General features: G+C 66.9%; 13 protein-coding genes. 10 read left to right on the forward strand and 3 right to left on the reverse strand.

Translation table 11 applies throughout. The annotated features are described in order from the left end of the window. Window positions 1-57: 57 nt before the first annotated feature. Window positions 58-486 carry an organic hydroperoxide resistance protein gene (locus KM176_RS04235; RefSeq protein WP_160895368.1) on the reverse strand — a complete coding sequence of 143 codons (429 nt, stop codon included), beginning with the start codon at window positions 484-486 and terminating at the stop codon, window positions 58-60. A 106-nt stretch (window positions 487-592) separates the two neighbouring features. Here KM176_RS04235 and KM176_RS04240 point away from each other — a divergent pair, with 106 nt between their 5' ends. Beyond that, entirely contained in the window at window positions 593-1,090 is a 498-nt protein-coding gene (locus tag KM176_RS04240; RefSeq protein WP_160895369.1) for a MarR family winged helix-turn-helix transcriptional regulator, read from the forward strand. A gap of 151 nt (window positions 1,091-1,241) precedes the next feature. On the opposite strand, the gene KM176_RS04245 is transcribed toward KM176_RS04240, so the two are convergent. Further along, window positions 1,242-4,682, reverse strand: a complete 3,441-nt coding sequence (locus KM176_RS04245) for a pyruvate carboxylase (RefSeq protein ID WP_160895370.1) — start codon at window positions 4,680-4,682, stop codon at window positions 1,242-1,244. Between the two features lie 355 nt (window positions 4,683-5,037). Between KM176_RS04245 and KM176_RS04250 the strand changes: the two genes are divergently transcribed. Beyond that, window positions 5,038-7,455 (forward strand): ATP-dependent helicase, encoded by a 2,418-nt coding sequence (locus KM176_RS04250; RefSeq protein ID WP_160895371.1) that lies wholly within the window; start codon window positions 5,038-5,040, stop codon window positions 7,453-7,455. Between the two features lie 448 nt (window positions 7,456-7,903). Here the strand turns inward: KM176_RS04250 and KM176_RS04255 are convergent, their stop codons facing one another. After that, window positions 7,904-8,116, reverse strand: coding sequence for a DUF1127 domain-containing protein (locus tag KM176_RS04255; RefSeq protein WP_160895372.1), 213 nt, complete (start codon window positions 8,114-8,116; stop codon window positions 7,904-7,906). A 271-nt stretch (window positions 8,117-8,387) separates the two neighbouring features. Here KM176_RS04255 and KM176_RS04260 point away from each other — a divergent pair, with 271 nt between their 5' ends. The 8 genes from KM176_RS04260 (at window position 8,388) to mraY (ending at window position 18,087) form a co-directional block, all read left to right on the forward strand. Further along, window positions 8,388-9,470 (forward strand): Mrp/NBP35 family ATP-binding protein, encoded by a 1,083-nt coding sequence (locus KM176_RS04260; RefSeq protein WP_160895373.1) that lies wholly within the window; start codon window positions 8,388-8,390, stop codon window positions 9,468-9,470. 810 nt (window positions 9,471-10,280) lie between these two features. After that, on the forward strand, window positions 10,281-10,775 hold the full coding sequence (locus tag KM176_RS04265; protein ID WP_160895374.1) for a division/cell wall cluster transcriptional repressor MraZ: 495 nt from the start codon (window positions 10,281-10,283) through the stop codon (window positions 10,773-10,775). Window positions 10,776-10,778: 3 nt separating this feature from the next. Beyond that, entirely contained in the window at window positions 10,779-11,789 is a 1,011-nt protein-coding gene (gene rsmH, locus KM176_RS04270; RefSeq protein WP_160895375.1) for a 16S rRNA (cytosine(1402)-N(4))-methyltransferase RsmH, read from the forward strand. Further along, window positions 11,786-12,142: a cell division protein FtsL gene (gene ftsL, locus KM176_RS04275; RefSeq protein ID WP_160895376.1), complete on the forward strand. Its 357-nt coding sequence runs from the start codon at window positions 11,786-11,788 to the stop codon at window positions 12,140-12,142. Before rsmH ends, ftsL begins: the two co-directional genes overlap by 4 nt. Window positions 12,143-12,155: 13 nt before the next feature. After that, window positions 12,156-13,934, forward strand: a complete 1,779-nt coding sequence (locus KM176_RS04280; protein ID WP_160895377.1) for a peptidoglycan D,D-transpeptidase FtsI family protein — start codon at window positions 12,156-12,158, stop codon at window positions 13,932-13,934. Between the two features lie 68 nt (window positions 13,935-14,002). After that, the gene (locus KM176_RS04285; protein WP_160895378.1) at window positions 14,003-15,535 is read left to right on the forward strand and encodes a UDP-N-acetylmuramoyl-L-alanyl-D-glutamate--2,6-diaminopimelate ligase; all 1,533 of its coding nucleotides are present in this window, start codon (window positions 14,003-14,005) and stop codon (window positions 15,533-15,535) included. Beyond that, window positions 15,532-16,959: a UDP-N-acetylmuramoyl-tripeptide--D-alanyl-D-alanine ligase gene (locus tag KM176_RS04290; protein WP_160895379.1), complete on the forward strand. Its 1,428-nt coding sequence runs from the start codon at window positions 15,532-15,534 to the stop codon at window positions 16,957-16,959. The genes KM176_RS04285 and KM176_RS04290 overlap by 4 nt, the downstream gene beginning before the upstream one ends. A 45-nt stretch (window positions 16,960-17,004) precedes the next feature. After that, window positions 17,005-18,087 carry a phospho-N-acetylmuramoyl-pentapeptide-transferase gene (gene mraY / locus KM176_RS04295; protein ID WP_160895380.1) on the forward strand — a complete coding sequence of 361 codons (1,083 nt, stop codon included), beginning with the start codon at window positions 17,005-17,007 and terminating at the stop codon, window positions 18,085-18,087. Window positions 18,088-18,108: the final 21 nt, after the last annotated feature.

The raw sequence follows: 18,108 nt of genomic DNA on the forward strand, positions 1-18,108 counted from the left end.
TCTTTGCGGCACCCTTTGGCGGGGCCGCAAAGACGCTGCGGAAGGGGGCGGGGCGGGTCAGGCGCGGCTCAGCGCGACCTCAACATTGCCTTTGATGGCGGCGCTGTAGGGGCAGGCGGCATGGGCCTTGGCCATCAGCGCATCGGCCTGATCCGCGTCCAGGCCCGGCAGGTGACCTTCCAGCGCAACGCTCAGGCCGAAGCCGCCGTCGGGGCGCGGGCCGATGCCGACCTGGGTGGTGATCCGGGTGCCCTCCGGCAGTTTCACCTTGTCCTGACCCGCGATCATCTTCAGCGCCGAGAGGAAGCAGGCGGCATAGCCGGCGGCAAAGAGCTGCTCGGGGTTGGTGCCCTCGGTGCCGCCCGGTCCGCCCAGCTCCTTGGGCATCACCAGGTTCACGGACAGGGCGCCATCCTCGGTGGCGGCGCGGCCGTTGCGGCCGCCCTCTGCGGTGGCGCGGGTGCTGTAGAGCGTCTTGGTGATCATGACCGATCCTTTCAGTATCTCACGATTAAGTCGTGCACGATACATATACCCGCCCCGGATTCTGTCAACCCTTGCGACTAGATCGTGCGCGACTTATTTTACCCCCATGTCCCAGCCCGATGCCCCCTCCGCCCGTGATCCGCTCAGCCCCGTGCCCACCGAGGCGCTGGTCTGCTTCAACCTCTATGCCGCCAGCCATGCCTTCATCCGGCTCTACGCGCCCTATCTCGAACGGCTCGGGCTGACCTATCCGCAGTTCCTGGTGCTGCTGCGCCTGCAGGAACGCGACGGCCAGGGGGTCGGAGAGCTGGGCGCGGCGCTTGGCATGGAGACCAGCACGCTCTCGCCGCTGCTCAAGCGGCTGACCACGGCGGGGCTGGTGCAGCGGACCCGTTCGCAACGCGATGAGCGACGCGTGCAGGTGCAGCTGACGGAGAAGGGGCAGGGGGTGGCCGCAGAGGCCGCCCGGGTGCCCGCCTGCATCGCCCGCGACGGCGCCATGCGTCCGGAAGATTACGAGGGCATCCTGGCGATGCTGAAGGATCTGCGCGGCCAGATCGCCCGCGCCGCCGGGGCGCAGGCAAAAACCCCGCCGCAAGACTAGCTTGCGACGGGGCGGTAGGGTGCGGCGGGCTGAGAAACCGAAAAACGGACCCGCCGACCTGCTGTCTATCTAGGTGAGGCGCGCAGGCGGAAAGTAAAGCCCGAGCGCCCCTCACGGGCCTTCGCAATTTCGAGAGCGCCCCGGTAGGGCCTCACTCGTATTCGATCAGCAGGTCCTTGGCGTCGATCTGGGCGGCGGGGGTCACATGCACCGCCTTCACCTTGCCGGCGCGGTCGGCATGGATGCCGGTCTCCATCTTCATGGCCTCGATGGTCAGCAGCAGGTCGCCCTCCTTGACCTCCTGGCCCGCCGCAACCCCGATCGAGGCAACGACGCCGGGCATCGGGGCGGCGACGTGGCTGGGGTTCGTCGGATCGGCCTTGGCGCGCGCCGCCGTCGCCCCGGTGGCCGAGCGGTCGGGGACGCGGATCACCCGCGGCTGGCCGTTCAGCTCGAAGAAGACCCGCACATCGCCATCCTCGCGGGAATCACCCACCGCCTGCAGCCGGATCTCCAGCGTGATGCCGCGATCCAGCTCGACCGAGATCTCGTCTCCGGGGGTCATCCCGTAGAAGAAGGTCGCGGTCGGCAGGGTGCGCACCGGGCCGTAGATTTCGTGCCGGGTCAGATAATCGGTGAAGACCTTCGGATACATCAGGTAGGAGTTCAGATCCTCGTCATCGAAGTCGCGACCGCCGAAGCTGTCGGACAGCTCCTTGCGGGTGGCTTCCAGATCGACGGGGGGCAGGCTGGCGCCGGGACGTTCGGTATTGGGGGCCTCGCCCTTGAGGATCTTCTTCACCAGCAGCGGCGGGAAGCCCCCCGGGGGCTGGCCCAGGTTGCCGCGCATCATGTCGATGACCGAATCCGGGAAGGAGATGTCGCGGGCGGGGTCTTCGACCTCGGCCCGGGTGATGCCCTGGCTGACCATCATCAGCGCCATGTCGCCCACCACCTTGGAGGAGGGGGTGACCTTCACGATGTCGCCGAACATCTGGTTCACCTGCGCATAGGTATGCGCGACCTCGTGCCAGCGTTCCTCCAGCCCCATGGAGCGCGCCTGCGCCTTGAGGTTGGTGAACTGGCCGCCCGGCATTTCGTGCAGGTAGACCTCGGACGCGGGGGCCTGCATGCCGCTTTCGAAGGCAACATACTGGCCGCGCACGGCTTCCCAGTAATCCGACATCCGGCGGATTTCCTCGATGTCGAGGCCGGTGTCGCGCTCGGTATGCATCAGCGCCTCGACGATCGAGCCCAGCGTCGGCTGCGAGGTATTGCCCGAGAGCGCATCCATCGCCGCATCCGCCGCATCGACGCCCGCCTCGGCGGCGGCGAGGATCGTGGCGCCGCCGATGCCGGAGGTGTCGTGGGTGTGGAAGTGGATCGGGATGGAAATCTCGTCCTTCAGGGCCTTGATCAGGACCCGCGCGGCGGAGGGTTTCAGCAGCCCGGCCATGTCCTTCAGGCCCAGCACATGGGCGCCGGCGGCCTCAAGCTCCTTCGCCATGGCGACGTAGTACTTCAGGTCGTATTTCGCGCGCGCGGGGTTCAGGATGTCGCCGGTGTAGCAGACGGTGCCTTCGCAGATCTTGCCGGTCTCGATCACGGCGTCCATGGCGACGCGCATGTTCTCGACCCAGTTCAGGCTGTCGAAGACGCGGAACACGTCCATGCCGGTATCGGCGGCCTGTTTCACGAAGGCCTGCACCACGTTGTCGGGATAGTTGGTATAGCCCACCCCGTTCGAGCCGCGCAGCAGCATCTGGGTCAGGATGTTGGGCACCCGGGCGCGGATGTCGCGCAGCCGCTGCCAGGGGTCCTCCTGAAGGAAGCGGAAGGCGACGTCGAAGGTCGCACCGCCCCAGCATTCCAGGCTGAACAGCTGCGGCAGGTTGGCGGCATAGCTGGGCGCGGCCTTGATCATGTCGATCGAGCGCATCCGGGTCGCCAGCAGCGACTGGTGCCCGTCGCGCATCGTGGTGTCGGTGATCAGCAGCTGTTTCTGCGCCAGCATCCAGTCGGCGACGGCCTTGGGGCCCTTTTCATCCAGCAGCGTCTTGGTGCCGGTCGGCACCTCGCCCAGCGGCAGCGGCGCCTTCGGCAGCTTGAAGCCCTCGGGCAGGGCGGCGCGGCCCTTGGTTTCCGGGTGGCCGTTGACGGTGATGTCGGCGATATAGGTCAGCACCTTCGAGCCACGGTCCTGCGGCGTCGAGAAGTCGAACAGGTCCGGCGTCGTGTCGATGAACTTGGTCGTATATTCGTTCGACAGGAAGACCGGATGCTTCAGCAGGTTCTGCACGAAGGCGATGTTGGTCGATACGCCCCGGATGCGGAATTCGCGCAGCGCACGGTCCATGCGGCGGATGGCGGCTTCGGGCGTCTGGGCGCGGGCCGTGACCTTCACCAGAAGCGAGTCGTAGTAGCGGGTGATCACGCCGCCCGCATAGGCCGTGCCGCCGTCGAGGCGGATGCCCGCGCCGGTGGCGGTGCGATAGGCGGTGATGCGGCCGTAATCGGGGATGAAGTTGTTCTGCGGATCTTCCGTGGTGATCCGGGTCTGAAGCGCATGACCCATCAGGTGGATGTCGGATTGCGAAGCCTTGCCGGTGGCCTCGGCCAGGGTTTTTCCTTCCGCGATCAGGATCTGCGCCTGCACGATGTCGATGCCGGTGACCTCTTCGGTCACGGTGTGTTCCACCTGCACGCGGGGGTTGACCTCGATGAAGTAGAAGGCGCCGCTGTCCATATCCATCAGGAATTCGACGGTGCCGGCACATTCATAGTTCACATGGGCGCAGATCTTGCGGCCCAGTTCGCAGATCTCGGCGCGCTGTTCCTCGGACAGGTAGGGGGCGGGGGCGCGTTCCACGACCTTCTGGTTGCGCCGCTGGACCGAGCAGTCCCGTTCGTAAAGGTGATAGATCTGGCCGTGCTTGTCGCCCAGGATCTGCACCTCGACATGGCGGGCGCGCAGGATCATCTTTTCCAGATAGCCCTCGCCATTGCCGAAGGCGGCCTCGGCCTCGCGACGGCCTTCCAGCACCTTCTCCTTCAGCTCCTTCGGGCCATTGATCGGGCGCATCCCACGCCCGCCGCCGCCCCAGCTGGCCTTCAGCATCAGCGGATAGCCGATCTCTTCGGCCTCGGTCGCGATGGCATCGAAATCATCGCCCAGCACTTCGGTTGCCGGGATGACCGGCACGCCGGCGGCGATGGCCACCTTGCGGGCGCTGGCCTTGTCGCCAAGGGCGCGCATCGTCTCGGCCCTGGGGCCGATGAAGGTGATGCCGGCGGCGTCGCAGGCATCGACGAAATCGGGGTTTTCCGACAGCAGGCCGTAGCCCGGGTGGATGGCGTCGGCGCCGCTCATCTTGGCGACGCGGATGATTTCGGGGATCGAGAGATAGGCGGCGACCGGCCCCAGCCCTTCGCCGATGCGATAGGCTTCGTCGGCCTTGAAGCGGTGCAGGCCCAGCTTGTCCTCTTCCGCATAGACCGCGACGGTCTTCTTGCCCATCTCGTTGGCCGCCCGCATGATGCGGATCGCGATCTCGCCGCGGTTCGCGATGAGGATCTTCTGAAACTCTGCCATGACATCTCCCTTGTGCACTGGCGCGGCGGCAGGCCACCGTCCGGATCTTAACGCCAAGGAAACGCGACGCCGCGATGCAGCGCAAGTTGGATTGTTGCAAAACGCGAATTGCCGGGTTTTCCACCTTGGCTTTGCTGAAATGCCAATCCGACCGCTCATGTGTGGGATGTTAGCGGTAAATGTCAGCGCTTTCATTTTGCAATTTTGCAGGACGGGCGTGGAATTCCGCGACCGGGGCAGGGGGATTTTCCGCCCGACCGGGGCTGCGGCGCGGATCGGCATTCCGCCGCGAAGTCTGGTGAACAAACAAAGAACCTGCCTTCCCCCGGCGCCCGCGACGCGCTATCATCGCGCCATGAGCAGTTTTTCCGAAGATGACGCCTTCGAGGCCGCGGCCTCGGTTCCCCTTTCGCAGCGTGCCATGGCGGCGCGGCCCGCGCCCTATCTGGACGATCTGAACCCGGCACAGCGCGCCGCGGTCGAGGCGCTGGATGGCCCGGTGCTGATGCTGGCGGGCGCGGGCACCGGCAAGACCAAGGCGCTGACGGCGCGGATCGTGCACCTGATGACGACGGGCCGTGCCCGCCCGAACGAGGTGCTGGCGGTGACCTTCACCAACAAGGCCGCGCGCGAGATGAAGCTGCGCATTGGCCGGATGCTGGGCGAGGCGGTGGAGGGGATGCCCTGGCTGGGCACCTTCCACGCGATCTGCGTGAAGCTGCTGCGCCGCCATGCCGAACTGGTGGGGCTGAAGTCGAACTTCACCATCCTCGACACCGACGACCAGCTGCGCCTGCTCAAGCAGTTGGTCCAGGCCGCGAATATCGACGACAAGCGCTGGCCGGCGCGCCAGCTGGCCGGGGTGATCGACCACTGGAAGAACCGCGCCTGGACGCCGGACAAGGTTCCGGTGGCCGAGGCCTCGGCCTACAACAACCGTGGCACGGAGCTGTATGACCAGTACCAGCGCCGCCTGCGGGAATTGAACGCGGTCGATTTCGGCGACCTGCTGCTGCACATGGTGACGATCTTCCAGACCCACCAGGACGTGCTGGAACAGTACCAGCGCTGGTTCAAATACATCCTCGTGGACGAATACCAAGATACCAACGTCGCCCAGTACCTCTGGCTGCGGCTGCTGGCGGGCGGGCACAAGAACATCTGCTGTGTCGGCGACGACGACCAGTCGATCTATGGCTGGCGCGGCGCCGAGGTGGGCAACATCCTGCGCTTCGAAAAGGATTTCCCCGGCGCCAAGGTGGTCCGGCTGGAACAGAACTACCGCTCCACCCCGCATATCCTGGCCGCGGCCTCGGGCGTCATTCGCGGCAATGAGGGACGCCTTGGCAAGGAGCTCTGGACCGAGGCCGAGGAGGGCGAGAAGGTCCGCCTGATCGGCCACTGGGACGGCGACGAGGAAGCCCGCTGGGTCGGCGAGGAGATCGAGGCCCTGCAGCGCGGCACCCGGGGGCTGGAGCGCTTCAGCCTTGACGACATGGCGATCCTCGTGCGCGCCTCGCACCAGATGCGCGCCTTCGAGGACCGCTTCCTGACCATCGGTCTGCCCTATCGCGTCATCGGTGGCCCGCGCTTCTACGAGCGGCTCGAGATCCGCGATGCCATGGCCTATTTCCGCCTGGCCTGCTCGCCCTCCGACGACCTCGCCTTCGAGCGGATCGTGAACACGCCCAAGCGGGGCCTGGGCGACAAGGCGCAGCAGAAGATCCAGATGGCGGCGCGGGCCCATGGTGTTTCGCTGCTGGAGGGCGCGCGCATCCTGCTGCAGGAGCAGGGGCTGGGCGGCAAGGGCGCGGCGCAGCTGCGCCGCTTCATCGAGCAGATGGATCGCTGGTCCGCGATCGCCGGGCTGCAGGCCTCCAATCCCCTCGTGCTGGACGAGGATGCGGTGCTGGTCGACGACAGCCGCCCCGAGGCGCCGATCTCCCATGTCGAACTGGCCGAGGTCATGCTGGACGAAAGCGGCTACACCGAGATGTGGCAGAACGACAAGACGCCCGAGGCGCCGGGGCGGCTGGAAAACCTCAAGGAACTGGTGAAGGCGCTGGAAAATTTCGAGAACCTTCAGGGCTTCCTCGAACATGTCAGCCTGATCATGGACAACGAGAGCGATGAGGTCGAGGCCAAGGTCTCGGTGATGACACTGCACGCCGCCAAGGGGCTGGAATTCCCGGTAGTCTTCCTGCCCGGCTGGGAAGACGGGCTGTTCCCCTCGCAGCGCTCGATGGATGAATCCGGCCTCAAGGGCCTGGAGGAAGAGCGCCGCCTGGCCTATGTCGGCATCACCCGGGCCGAGAAGCTCTGCACGATCTCCTTTGCCGGCAACCGGCGGGTCTTCGGCCAGTGGCAGAGCCAGCTGCCCTCGCGCTTCATCGATGAACTGCCCGAGGCCCATGTCGACGTGCTGACGCCGCCGGGTCTGTATGGCGGCGGCTACGGCGCGGCGGGTTCGGTGCAGAGCGGGCTGGAAAGCCGCGCGGCCGAGGCGAATGTCTACAACTCTCCCGGGTGGAAGCGGATGCAGACGCGGACGGCGCAGCGCCCGGTCTCCCAGCCGCGCGAGAGCCGCGCGATGACGATCGACGTGACCGCCACGGCATCCCATGTGATCGGGGAGCGGGTGTTCCACCAGAAGTTCGGCTATGGCGAGGTCATCGGCGTGGAGGGCGACAAGCTTGAGATCGCCTTCGAGAAGTCCGGTGTGAAGAAGGTCGTGGCGAAATTCGTCACCAGCCCGGACGACGTGCCCTTCTGAGCGGTGGAGGGGGCGCCGCCCCCGTCTCCTGCGGAGACTCCCCCGGGATATTTCCGGCCAGATGACGGGGAGCGCGGCCTTGCCGCTTTCATCTTTCCACAAATATGGCGGGGGTGAATGGAGCCGCAGGCTCCAGAGGGGGCAGAGCCCCCTTCCTGCTGCGCAAATGAAAACGGCGACGCCCGGGAGGAGGTGGGCGCCGCCGTCAATGCGCGACTGCCAGGGAGGAGGAGAGGCAGCCACTCAGGGGGCCGGTCGGGGTTGGCAGGGAGGAGGAGAGCCTTGCCCGGTCCGGTCATGCTCGCCCAGGGAGGAGGAGAGGGCGATCATTCTTTCGAAGCTTGCGCTTCCTTGTCAGGGGAGCGGCGACACCGGGAGGAGGAGAGGTGCCGCCGCAGGTTTCAGTGGCCCGGGGAGGAGGAGAGGGCCACTGGAACCGATTATGTCGTCAGGCTGCGGCGCCGTAGGCTTCCTGGCGGGCGATGCTGTGGATCATCGCGCGGCTCAGGCCCAGGTCGGCCAGTTCGCGGGCATCGAGGCTGCTCAGTTCTTCCAGGGCCCGGCGGTAGGCGGTGTAGCGGGCGTAGCGGGCGTGCAGGTTGTCCAGCACTGCGTCGAACAGGCTGATCTTTGCGGGGCGGGTTTCGGTTGCCATTGCCATCTTGCGGATCCTTCGTCTCGGGCGCGGCGGGCCGGTGTGGTGTTCCGGGGGTCGGTGTCCGTCGCTGTTGACACTCAACTTAGAGATTTGCTGCACCTGCACAACGGACGCTTCCTCATTGCCGCCATGCAGAATGTGCATAAGGATTATTGCCCCTGGGTCACCTTCCTTGCCGGGCGACCCGGGGGCAGGCGCGGCGGCATTTGCCCCGCGCCCCTTGCTGTCGTGGCGAAAATGCGCACCTATGCGGCAAGACCGGAAGGAGAACGACGTGGCCCTCACCCGTGAGCAAGTACTGAGTGAACTGAAACGCATTGCCCTGCCGACCGGAGGGGACCTGGTCTCGTCCGACATGGTCCGGGCGCTCACGGTCGAGGAGGGGGCCGTGCGCTTCGTCATCGAGGCCCCCGATGCCGGGACCGCCCGCAAGATGGAGAACATCCGCGCCGCCGCCGAGGGACTGGTGCGCGAGATCCCCGGCGTGACCCGGGTCAGCGCCATCCTGACGGCGCATGAGGGCGGTGCCCCGGCGCGGCCCGCGCCGAAGGCGCCCAGCCTGAAGATCGGCGGCCACCCCACCGGCGGCAACGCGCCGCTGAAGCCGGCCTCGGTCAAGCGGATCCTGGCGATCGGCTCGGGCAAGGGGGGCGTGGGCAAGTCCACCGTCTCCTCCAACCTTGCGGTGGCGCTGGCGAAGCAGGGCAAGAAGGTCGGCCTGCTCGATGCCGATGTCTACGGCCCCTCTCAGCCGCGGATGATGGGGGTGAACCGCCGCCCGGCCTCTCCGGATGGGCAGAGCATCGAGCCGTTGAAGGCCCATGGCGTGACGCTGATGTCCATCGGGCTGATGGTGGACGAGGACAAGGCCGTGGTCTGGCGCGGACCGATGCTGATGGGGGCGCTGCAGCAGCTGCTGACCCAGGTGCAGTGGGGCGAGCTGGACGTGCTGCTGGTCGATCTGCCGCCCGGCACCGGCGACGTGCAGCTGACGCTGTGCCAGCGCGCCGCGCCCTCGGGGGCGATCATCGTGTCCACTCCGCAGGACGTGGCGCTGCTGGATGCGCGCAAGGCCATCGACATGTTCAACACGCTGAAGACCCCGGTGCTGGGCCTGATCGAGAACATGGCGGCCTTTGTCTGCCCGCATTGCGGCGAGACCTCTCATCCCTTCGGTCATGGCGGTGTTGCCCGCGAGGCCGAGAGGCTGGGCGTGCCGCTGCTGGGCACCCTGCCGCTGGATCTGGAGACCCGGCTGGCCGGCGATGCCGGTGCGCCGGTGGCGCTTCAGGAGGGGCCGCAGGCCGAGGCCTATGCCCGGCTGGCCCGCGGCCTGATCGAAAGCGGCATGGTCTGATCGCCTTCGGCGTGAGCCGGGATGGCAGGGGCGCGCGGCGGTTGCTGCGCGCCTTTCGTGTTTTTCCGCCACAGGTTACGCGCGATGACCCGATTGACGTTGGGGGAGGTGCGGCGTCCGGCCCTCAAAAGCGAATCACTCTGCCGTGTGGGCGGGAACCGGCTGGCCGGACTTTCGGCGCTTTTGCCTGAAATCGGGCCCGCAGCGGGCCCTCGGCGGGGATTGGATGGGCTGCCGGTGGGATGGCATGGGAAACCCCATGGGATCCCATGGGCCGGGCGAGTTCACACAATATATTGGGAATTGTTCGATGGTGCGCGCAAATTGAGCCATTCAGCGCCCCGATTGGCCCGAGAATCGTGGGTCTCGGAATCGGCATATCTTGTACAGGAGGGGGGCTGTGTACAAGATATTCCCATCCTGTCCCTCAGAAACCATTTGCCAACCATGATTTCCCATGTCATTCATGATGTACGGATAAGGCGAGCAAGAGGATACGGGGCGCCAAAAGACCCCGGGCTCTATAAGCACAGGCAGTGATCATACAGGCACTCGCTTTCATCCGACGAAGAGATCCGGCGCGCGGGGCAAGCAGACATCCCCCCAGGTGGCCGCGCGAAGCTGGACACCCCGGAGACGGGACGAGGGCGGCGGATAGGGCAGTGGCAGCAGCACCTATCCGCCGTTTCCGTTTCTGAGGGTCACTTAAGTGGTATTTATCGTCAACTCGGGGGACGGGGAGCCGGCGGGACCTTGCGGGCAAAGCGGTTCAGAGGCGAAGAGGAGCTCAAGGTTGACTCCAAGGCGCGGGTGTCCATCCCGGCCAAGTTTCGCTCCGTTCTCGAACAGAATGACCCGGACTGGGAAAAAGGCGAAAGCGTCGTCATGGTGGCGGTCTTCGGCGATCACCTGAGCGACCACGTTGAATGCTACACCGTGGCCGCCATGACCGAGATCGAGGACATGATCGAGGACATGCCGCAGGGCGATGCCGAGACCGAGGCCCTGATCGACTGCTTCCTGACGCAATCCATGGAATTCTCCATCGACGACACGGGCCGGATCGTCCTGCCCGCCCGGCTGCGCGCCAAGATCGGCATCGAGCCGGGGGAGGCGATCAGCTTCGTCGGTCGGGGCAAGACCTTCGAGATCTGGAATCCCGACACCTTCTCTGCCGCCCGCGCCGCCAAGCGCGAGAGCTGGCAGGAGGAGAGGGGGCTCGACCTCAAGACTTTCAATCCGCAGGCGATCTTCGACAAGTATCGCAAGCCGCGCACGACCGCTTCGGCGGAAGAGGAGAACTGAGACATGGTCTCCGATCCCGTCCAGCAGCCGCATGTTCCCGTGCTGCTGCGCCCCATCCTTGCAAACGTGGCCCCGGTAACGGGCACCTGGATCGACGGCACCTTCGGGGCCGGCGGCTACACCCGTGGCCTGCTGGACGCCGGGGCGACCCGCGTCGTGGGCATCGACCAGGATCCGCTGGCCATCGAAATGGCGCAGCCCTGGGCCGGCCAGTACGGCGACCGGCTGACCATCGTGCAGGACAACTTCGCCAATCTGGACACGGTGGCCGGGGAAAACTGCCCCGAGGGCGTGGATGGCATCGTCCTCGACCTCGGCGTGTCCTCCATGCAGCTGGACCTGGCCGAACGCGGCTTCTCCTTCCTGCGCGACGGGCCGCTCGACATGCGGATGAGCCAGTCCGGCCCCTCTGCCGCCGATCTGGTGAACACGCTGGAGGAGGGCCCGCTGGCCGACATCCTCTATCTTTACGGCGAAGAGCGCGCCTCGCGCCGGATCGCACGGGCGATCGCGCGCGAACGCGCGGTGGAACCGATCACCACCACGCTGCGCCTGGCCAAGATCATCGAGGGCTGCCTGCCGCGCGCGAAGCCGGGGCAAAGCCACCCGGCGACCCGCAGCTTCCAGGCGCTGCGCATCGCGGTGAACGATGAATACGGCGCCCTGGCCGAGGGGCTGATGGCCGCCGAGCGGGCGCTGAAGCCCGGCGGCATCCTGGCCGTCGTCAGCTTCCATTCCATCGAGGACCGGATGGTCAAGCGCTTCTTCCAGCTGCGCGCCGGCGGCACTGGCAATGCCAACCGCTATGCGCCACAACTTGAGGAAGAGTCGCCGGCCTTCACCCAGAAGACCCGCAAGGGCATCGGTCCGGACGACGAGGAACTCGAGATCAACCCGCGGTCGCGTTCGGCGCGGCTGCGCATCGGATACCGCACGGATGCTCCGGCGGACGACATCGACCGCGCCGCGCTCGGAATGCCGGGGGCAGGGGACAGGAAGGGACGCAAGGGATGAGAACACTGCTCTATCTGCTCAGCGCCATGGCCGTCATCGGCCTTGCCTTCTGGGCCTATCAGGAAAACTACCAGACCAAGGCCGCCATCGAGACCTCGGACCATCTGCAACGCAAGATCGCAGATGCCCGCTCCAAGCTGGCGATGATGAAGGCGGAATGGGCCTACCAGAACCGTCCCGACCGTCTGCGCGCCCTGGCCGAGATGAACTACAAGGACCTGCAGTTGCAGCCGATCGACCCCTCGCAATTCGGCTCGGTGGACCAGGTGCCCTACCCAAAGCCTTCCGCGGACCCAAAGCCGCCCCAGGAGGTCGAGATGTCCTCCCTTCTGGACAGCGACCTGAAGCCGTGAAGGGGAGCGCCCCATGACCCGCACGCCGCTGCGCCCGCTGGCCGCGATCCTCAACGCCCGCGCCAAGGGCGAGAACCCCGACGTGATCGAGCGCGAGAACCTGCGCCAGAGACATGAGCAGATGCGCGACCGCTCCCGCCTGCGGGCCGAGGGGCGGTTGCTGATTCTGGGCCTGGCCTTCCTTTGCGCCTTCGGCACCATCGGCTTCCGCATGGGGGCCATGGCCAGTTCGACGCCGAGCGAACCGCGCACCTCCTCGGGCGGAGTCGGGCTGGTGGCCAGCCGCGCCGATATCGTTGATCGCAACGGCCGGGTGCTGGCGACCAACATGGAGACCTATTCGCTTTATGCGCATCCCCAGCAGATGGTGCATCCGCTGCAGACCGCGAAGGCGCTGGCGAAGATCTTTCCGGACCTGAACGAAGAGCGCCTGATCAAGGATTTCACCGGTTCGCGCAAGTTCGTCTGGCTGCGCCGCACCATGTCGCCCGAGCAGCGCCAGGCGACGCATGACATCGGCGAGCCGGGGCTGCTGTTCGGCCCGCGCGAGATGCGGCTTTACCCGAACGGCCCCGTTGCCTCTCACATCCTGGGCGGCACCAAGTTCGAGAAGGAAGATGTCGACTGGGCCGAGATGACCGGTTCGGCCGGGATCGAGCACCGTTTCGACAGCATGCTGAACGATCCCAACAACGGCGGGCGTCCGCTGCAGCTCTCCATCGACCTGACCGTGCAGGCGGCGCTGGAACAGGTGCTTTCGGGCGGCATGAAGCTGATGAACTCCAAGGGCGCCGCCGCCGTGCTGATGAAGGTCAAGACCGGCGAGATCGTCGCCATGGCCTCTCTGCCCGATTACGATCCGAACGATCCGCCGCCGCCGCCCACCAAGGGCACGCCCGACGACAGCCCGCTGTTCGACCGCGCGGTGCAGGGCCTGTACGAGCTGGGTTCGGTCTTCAAGGTCTTCGACATTTCGCAGGCCATCGACCTGGGGCTGGTGAAGCCGACCACGGTGATCGACATCACCGGGCCGATCCGCTGGGGGCGCTTCCGGATCAGCGATGACCACTACATCGGGCGTTCCGCCGACGTGAACACGATCCTCGAGGAAAGCTCCAACATCGGGGCGGCGCGGATTGCCCAGATGATCGGCGCGCAGCGTCAGGAGGCCTTCCTGCGCAAGCTGGGGCTGATGGATCCCTCGCCGATCGAGATGTCGGAGGCCGAGGTCACCAAGCCCGCCCACCAGACCAACTGGTCCGAGCTGACCACCATGACGGTTTCCTACGGGCATGGCATCACCGTGTCCCCGGTCATGCTGGCCGCAGCCTATGCGACCATCGCCAATGACGGGCGCAAGGTCACGCCGACGCTGCTGCGCCATCCCCAGCCCAGCGTCGGGCCGCAGATCATCAAGCCCGAAACCGCCGAGATCATGCACAAGATGCTGCGCAGCGTCGTCACTGACGGCACCGCCTCCCTCGGCGACGTGCCGGGCTACGAGATCGGCGGCAAGACCGGGACGGCGGACAAGGTGAAACCCACGGGCGGCTACTACAAGGACCGCACCATCGCCACCTTCGCCTCGATGTTCCCGACCTCGGATCCGCAATACGTGCTGATCACCATGCTCGACGAACCCGAGACCTCGATCGCCAGCATCAAGCACCCGCTGCGCACCGCCGGCTGGACCTCGGTTCCCGTCGCGAAGGAGATCATCCGGCGCATCGGTCCGCTGCTCGGGCTGCGGCCCCGCGTTGAACCCACCCCCGTGGCTGCTATAACCCAGTAGGGGCCGGACCGCTTGCGCGAGTCCCGGCGGACGTGACAGGGGCGGTGCCCCGGAAAGGCAGCAGCGACATGGTCAGCAGGAACGGCTCGGATGGCCACAAGGGCAGTGGCAGGCCGGAATTCCAGCCCGTTCGGACCCTGTCGGAACTGGGCCTGACCGCCCGCGGAGGCCGTGAGGCCGAGATCACCGGACTGGCCGTCGACAGCCGCGAGGTGCGCGCCGGCTACCTGTTCGCCGCGCTGCCGGGCACCAAGGTCCATGGCGCCGATTTCATCCAGTACGCGCTGCAGATGGGGGCGGGTGCGATCCTGACCGATCCCGCCGGTGCGCGCCTTGCCGCCGAGGCGCTGAAGGGATCCGACGCCGCCGTCATCATCGCCGAGGATCCCCGCCAGGTGCTGGCGGCCACTGCCGCGCTGTGGTTCGGGGGCCAGCCCCGGGTGATGTGCGCGGTGACGGGCACCAATGGCAAGACCTCGGTTGCGACCTTCCTGCGCCAGATCTGGCAGGGGCTGGGCTACCGGGCCTGCAACCTTGGCACCACCGGGGTCGAGGGCGACTATACCCATCCGCTGTCCCATACCACGCCCGAACCGATCACCCTGCATCGCCTGCTGGCCGAGGCCGCTTCCGAAGGCGTGACCCATTGCGCCATGGAGGCCTCTTCGCACGGGCTGGCGCAGCGGCGGCTGGACGGGGTGATGCTGCAGGCGGCGGGCTTTACCAACCTGACCCAGGACCACCTGGACTACCACGCCTCCTTCAAGGAATACTTCGAGGCCAAGGCCGGCCTTTTCACCCGCGTCCTGCCCCCCGAGGGCCACGCGGTGATCAACATCGACGGTGCCCGCGGCGCCGACATGGTGGCCGAAGCCGAGGCGCGCGGCCTCGACGTGCTGACCGTGGGCATGAACCCCGACGCCGAGATGCGCCTGGTCGCCCGCCGCTTTGAGCCCGAGGGCCAGGTGCTGCGCATTGCCTTTGCCGATACCGAACACCAGATCCGCCTGAACCTGATCGGCGGCTTCCAGGCCGAGAACGTGCTGGTCGCTGCTGGCCTTGCGATGATGTGCGGCGCCTCCCCGCAGGAGGTCTTCCCGGTGCTGCCGCGCCTTGTCGGGGTGCGGGGCCGGATGCAGCTGGCCGCGACGCGGGCCAACGGCGCCTCGGTCTTCGTGGATTACGCCCATACCCCCGACGCGGTGTCGACCGCGCTGAAGGCGCTGCGCCCGCATGTGATGGGCCGCATTGTCGCCATTATCGGCGCGGGCGGCGACCGGGACCGCACCAAGCGCCCGCTGATGGGCCAGGCGGCGGCGGAAAATGCCGACGCGGTCTTCGTGACCGATGACAACCCGCGTTCGGAAGATCCCGGCGCGATCCGCCAGGCGGTGCTGCTGGGCTGCCCCGAAGCCTTCGAGGTGCCCGACCGCGCCGAGGCGATCCTGCGCGCGGTGGACACGCTGGGACCGGGCGACGCGCTGCTGATCGCCGGCAAGGGCCATGAAACGGGCCAGATCGTCGGCGACACGATCTATCCCTTCGACGATGTGGAACAGGCCTCGGTCGCGGTCGCGGCCCTGGACGGGAGACTGGCATGAGCCTCTGGACGGCTGCGGAAGCGGCGGCGGCAACGGGCGGTGAGGTCCGGGGCGCATGGGAGGTGCAGGGCGTCTCCATCGACACCCGCACGATCGCGAAGGGCGACCTGTTCGTCGCCCTGAAGGCGGCGCGCGATGCCCATGACTTCGTGGCCCAGGCGCTTCAAAAGGGGGCAGGTGCCGCCCTTGTCACCCATGTTCCCGAGGGCGTGGCCGAGGATGCGCCGCTGCTGATCGTGCCCGACGTGCTGGACGCGCTTGAGGGGCTGGCCCGCGCCGCCCGGGCGCGCATGAGCGGCAAGGTGGTGGCGGTGACCGGCTCGGCCGGCAAGACCTCGACCAAGGAGATGCTGCGCGACGTGCTGGGCGACCAGCGCCGCACCCATTGCGCCGAGGCCTCCTACAACAATCACTGGGGCGTGCCGCTGACGCTGGCGCGGATGCCGCGCGATGCCCAGGCCGCGGTGATCGAGATCGGCATGAACCACCCCGGAGAGATCGCGCCGCTGGCGCGCCTTGCCCGGCCCGATGTCGCGATCATCACCACCATCGCCCCGGCGCATCTTGAGGCCTTCGAGTCGATCGAGGGCATCGCGCAGGAAAAGGCCAGCATCTTCGAGGGGCTGGAACCCGGCGGCGTGGCGATCATCAACGGCGACCTGCCGACGACGCCGCTGATGGTGGCCCGCGCCGAAGAGCTGGGCGCCCGGGTGTTGCGCTTCGGCGAAAGCGCCGGCTGCCACCACCGGCTGACCCGGGTGCAGTTCAGCGACGACTGCCTGGTCTGCCATGCCCGTGCCTGGCGCACGCCGGTCACCTACAAGGTGCGCGCGGCGGGGCGCCATTTCGCGCTGAACGCGCTGGCGGCGCTGGCGACGGCCCATGTGCTGGGGCTGGACCGGGCGCTGGCGCTGGCCTCCATCGGGCGCTGGACGCCGCCGGCGGGGCGCGGCCTGCGCCAGTGGCGCGTGCTGGATCCGCTGGAGCGCGCGCTCTCGTTCGAGCTGATCGACGATGCCTTCAATGCCAACCCGGCCTCGATGGCTGCCGCGCTCGATGTACTGGCGGCCTCGCATCCGCGCGACAACCTCGGGCGCCATGCCCAGGGCCGCCGTATCGCCATCCTGGGCGAGATGCTGGAACTGGGCACCGGAGAGCAGGCGCTGCACCGCGACATCGCCACCCTGCCGGCGATGAAGGATGTCGACCTGGTGCATTGCGTGGGCCCCCGGATGCGAGTCCTCTACGAGGCGCTGCCCGATCACAAGCGCGGACAATGCGTCGAGAAGGTCGAGAAACTGGCGGAAGATCCCCTGCGCCTGGTCGATGCCGGCGATGTCGTGCTGATCAAGGGCTCCAAGGGGTCGCGCGTGTCGGTGCTGGTTGACGCGCTTCGGAAATTGAGCCATCCCGCCGACGATTAAACAGTACACCCGGCAGCCTGACGGGTACGAGGAAGGATCCCCGAAATGTTGTATTGGCTGACCGCCCTCAGCGATGGCGGCGACGTCTTCAACCTTTTCAGATACATCACGTTTCGAGCGGGCGGGGCCTTCCTGACCGCGCTGATCTTCGGCTTCCTCTTCGGCCGGCCCCTGATCAACGTGCTGCGCAAGACGCAGGGCAAGGGCCAGCCGATCCGCACCGACGGCCCCGAGGGGCATTTCGTCAAGGCGGGCACGCCGACCATGGGCGGTCTGCTGATCGTTGGCGCGCTGACGGTGGCGACGCTGCTCTGGGCGCGGCTCGACAATGGCTTCGTCTGGCTGGTGATGTTCGTGACGCTGTCCTTCGGGGCCATCGGCTTTGCCGATGACTGGGCCAAGGTGTCGAAGCAGAACACCAAGGGCGTCTCGGCGCGGATGCGGCTTCTGCTGGGCTTTGGCGTGGCGCTGATCGCCAGCCTCTGGGCCACCTGGCTGCACCCGGCGGACCTGCGCTTTGACCTGGCGGTGCCGGTGTTCAAGAACCTGCTGATCCATCTCAGCGTCTTCTTCATCCCCTTCGCGATGTTCGTCATCGTGGGGTCCGCCAATGCGGTGAACCTGACCGACGGCCTGGATGGCCTGGCCATCGTGCCGGTCATGGTGGCCTCGGGCACGCTGGGGATCATCGCCTACATGGTCGGCAACCTGACCTTCACCGACTACCTCGGGCTGCATTACGTTCCCGGCACCGGAGAGATCATCATCTTCGTCGCGGGGCTGATCGGTGGCGGCCTGGGCTTTCTTTGGTACAACGCCCCGCCCGCGGCGGTGTTCATGGGCGACACCGGGTCGCTGGCGCTTGGCGGCGCCCTTGGCGCCATCGCGGTGGCCACCAAGCACGAGGTCGTGCTGGCCATCGTCGGCGGCCTCTTCGTGGTCGAGGCGCTCTCGGTGATCATCCAGGTCCTCTACTTCAAGCGCACCGGCAAGCGGGTCTTCCTGATGGCGCCGATCCACCACCATTACGAGAAGAAGGGCTGGGCGGAGCCGACCATCGTGATCCGCTTCTGGATCATCTCGCTGATCCTGGCGATGATCGGCCTGGCGACGCTGAAACTGCGCTGAGATCCCGCGCAGGGACCCTTC

Source organism: Pseudooceanicola endophyticus (genome assembly GCF_018760365.1).
Taxonomy (GTDB): domain Bacteria; phylum Pseudomonadota; class Alphaproteobacteria; order Rhodobacterales; family Rhodobacteraceae; genus Pseudooceanicola; species Pseudooceanicola endophyticus.

Coding starts and splice junctions, on each gene's coding strand:
- KM176_RS04285 (WP_160895378.1), top strand. CDS start 14,003: ATGGTCAGCAGGAACGGCTCGGATGGCCACAAGGGCAGTGGCAGGCCG.
- KM176_RS04255 (WP_160895372.1), bottom strand. CDS start 8,116: ATGGCAATGGCAACCGAAACCCGCCCCGCAAAGATCAGCCTGTTCGAC.
- mraY (WP_160895380.1), top strand. CDS start 17,005: ATGTTGTATTGGCTGACCGCCCTCAGCGATGGCGGCGACGTCTTCAAC.
- KM176_RS04250 (WP_160895371.1), top strand. CDS start 5,038: ATGAGCAGTTTTTCCGAAGATGACGCCTTCGAGGCCGCGGCCTCGGTT.
- KM176_RS04280 (WP_160895377.1), top strand. CDS start 12,156: ATGACCCGCACGCCGCTGCGCCCGCTGGCCGCGATCCTCAACGCCCGC.
- KM176_RS04240 (WP_160895369.1), top strand. CDS start 593: ATGTCCCAGCCCGATGCCCCCTCCGCCCGTGATCCGCTCAGCCCCGTG.
- ftsL (WP_160895376.1), top strand. CDS start 11,786: ATGAGAACACTGCTCTATCTGCTCAGCGCCATGGCCGTCATCGGCCTT.
- KM176_RS04245 (WP_160895370.1), bottom strand. CDS start 4,682: ATGGCAGAGTTTCAGAAGATCCTCATCGCGAACCGCGGCGAGATCGCG.
- KM176_RS04235 (WP_160895368.1), bottom strand. CDS start 486: ATGATCACCAAGACGCTCTACAGCACCCGCGCCACCGCAGAGGGCGGC.
- KM176_RS04290 (WP_160895379.1), top strand. CDS start 15,532: ATGAGCCTCTGGACGGCTGCGGAAGCGGCGGCGGCAACGGGCGGTGAG.
- rsmH (WP_160895375.1), top strand. CDS start 10,779: ATGGTCTCCGATCCCGTCCAGCAGCCGCATGTTCCCGTGCTGCTGCGC.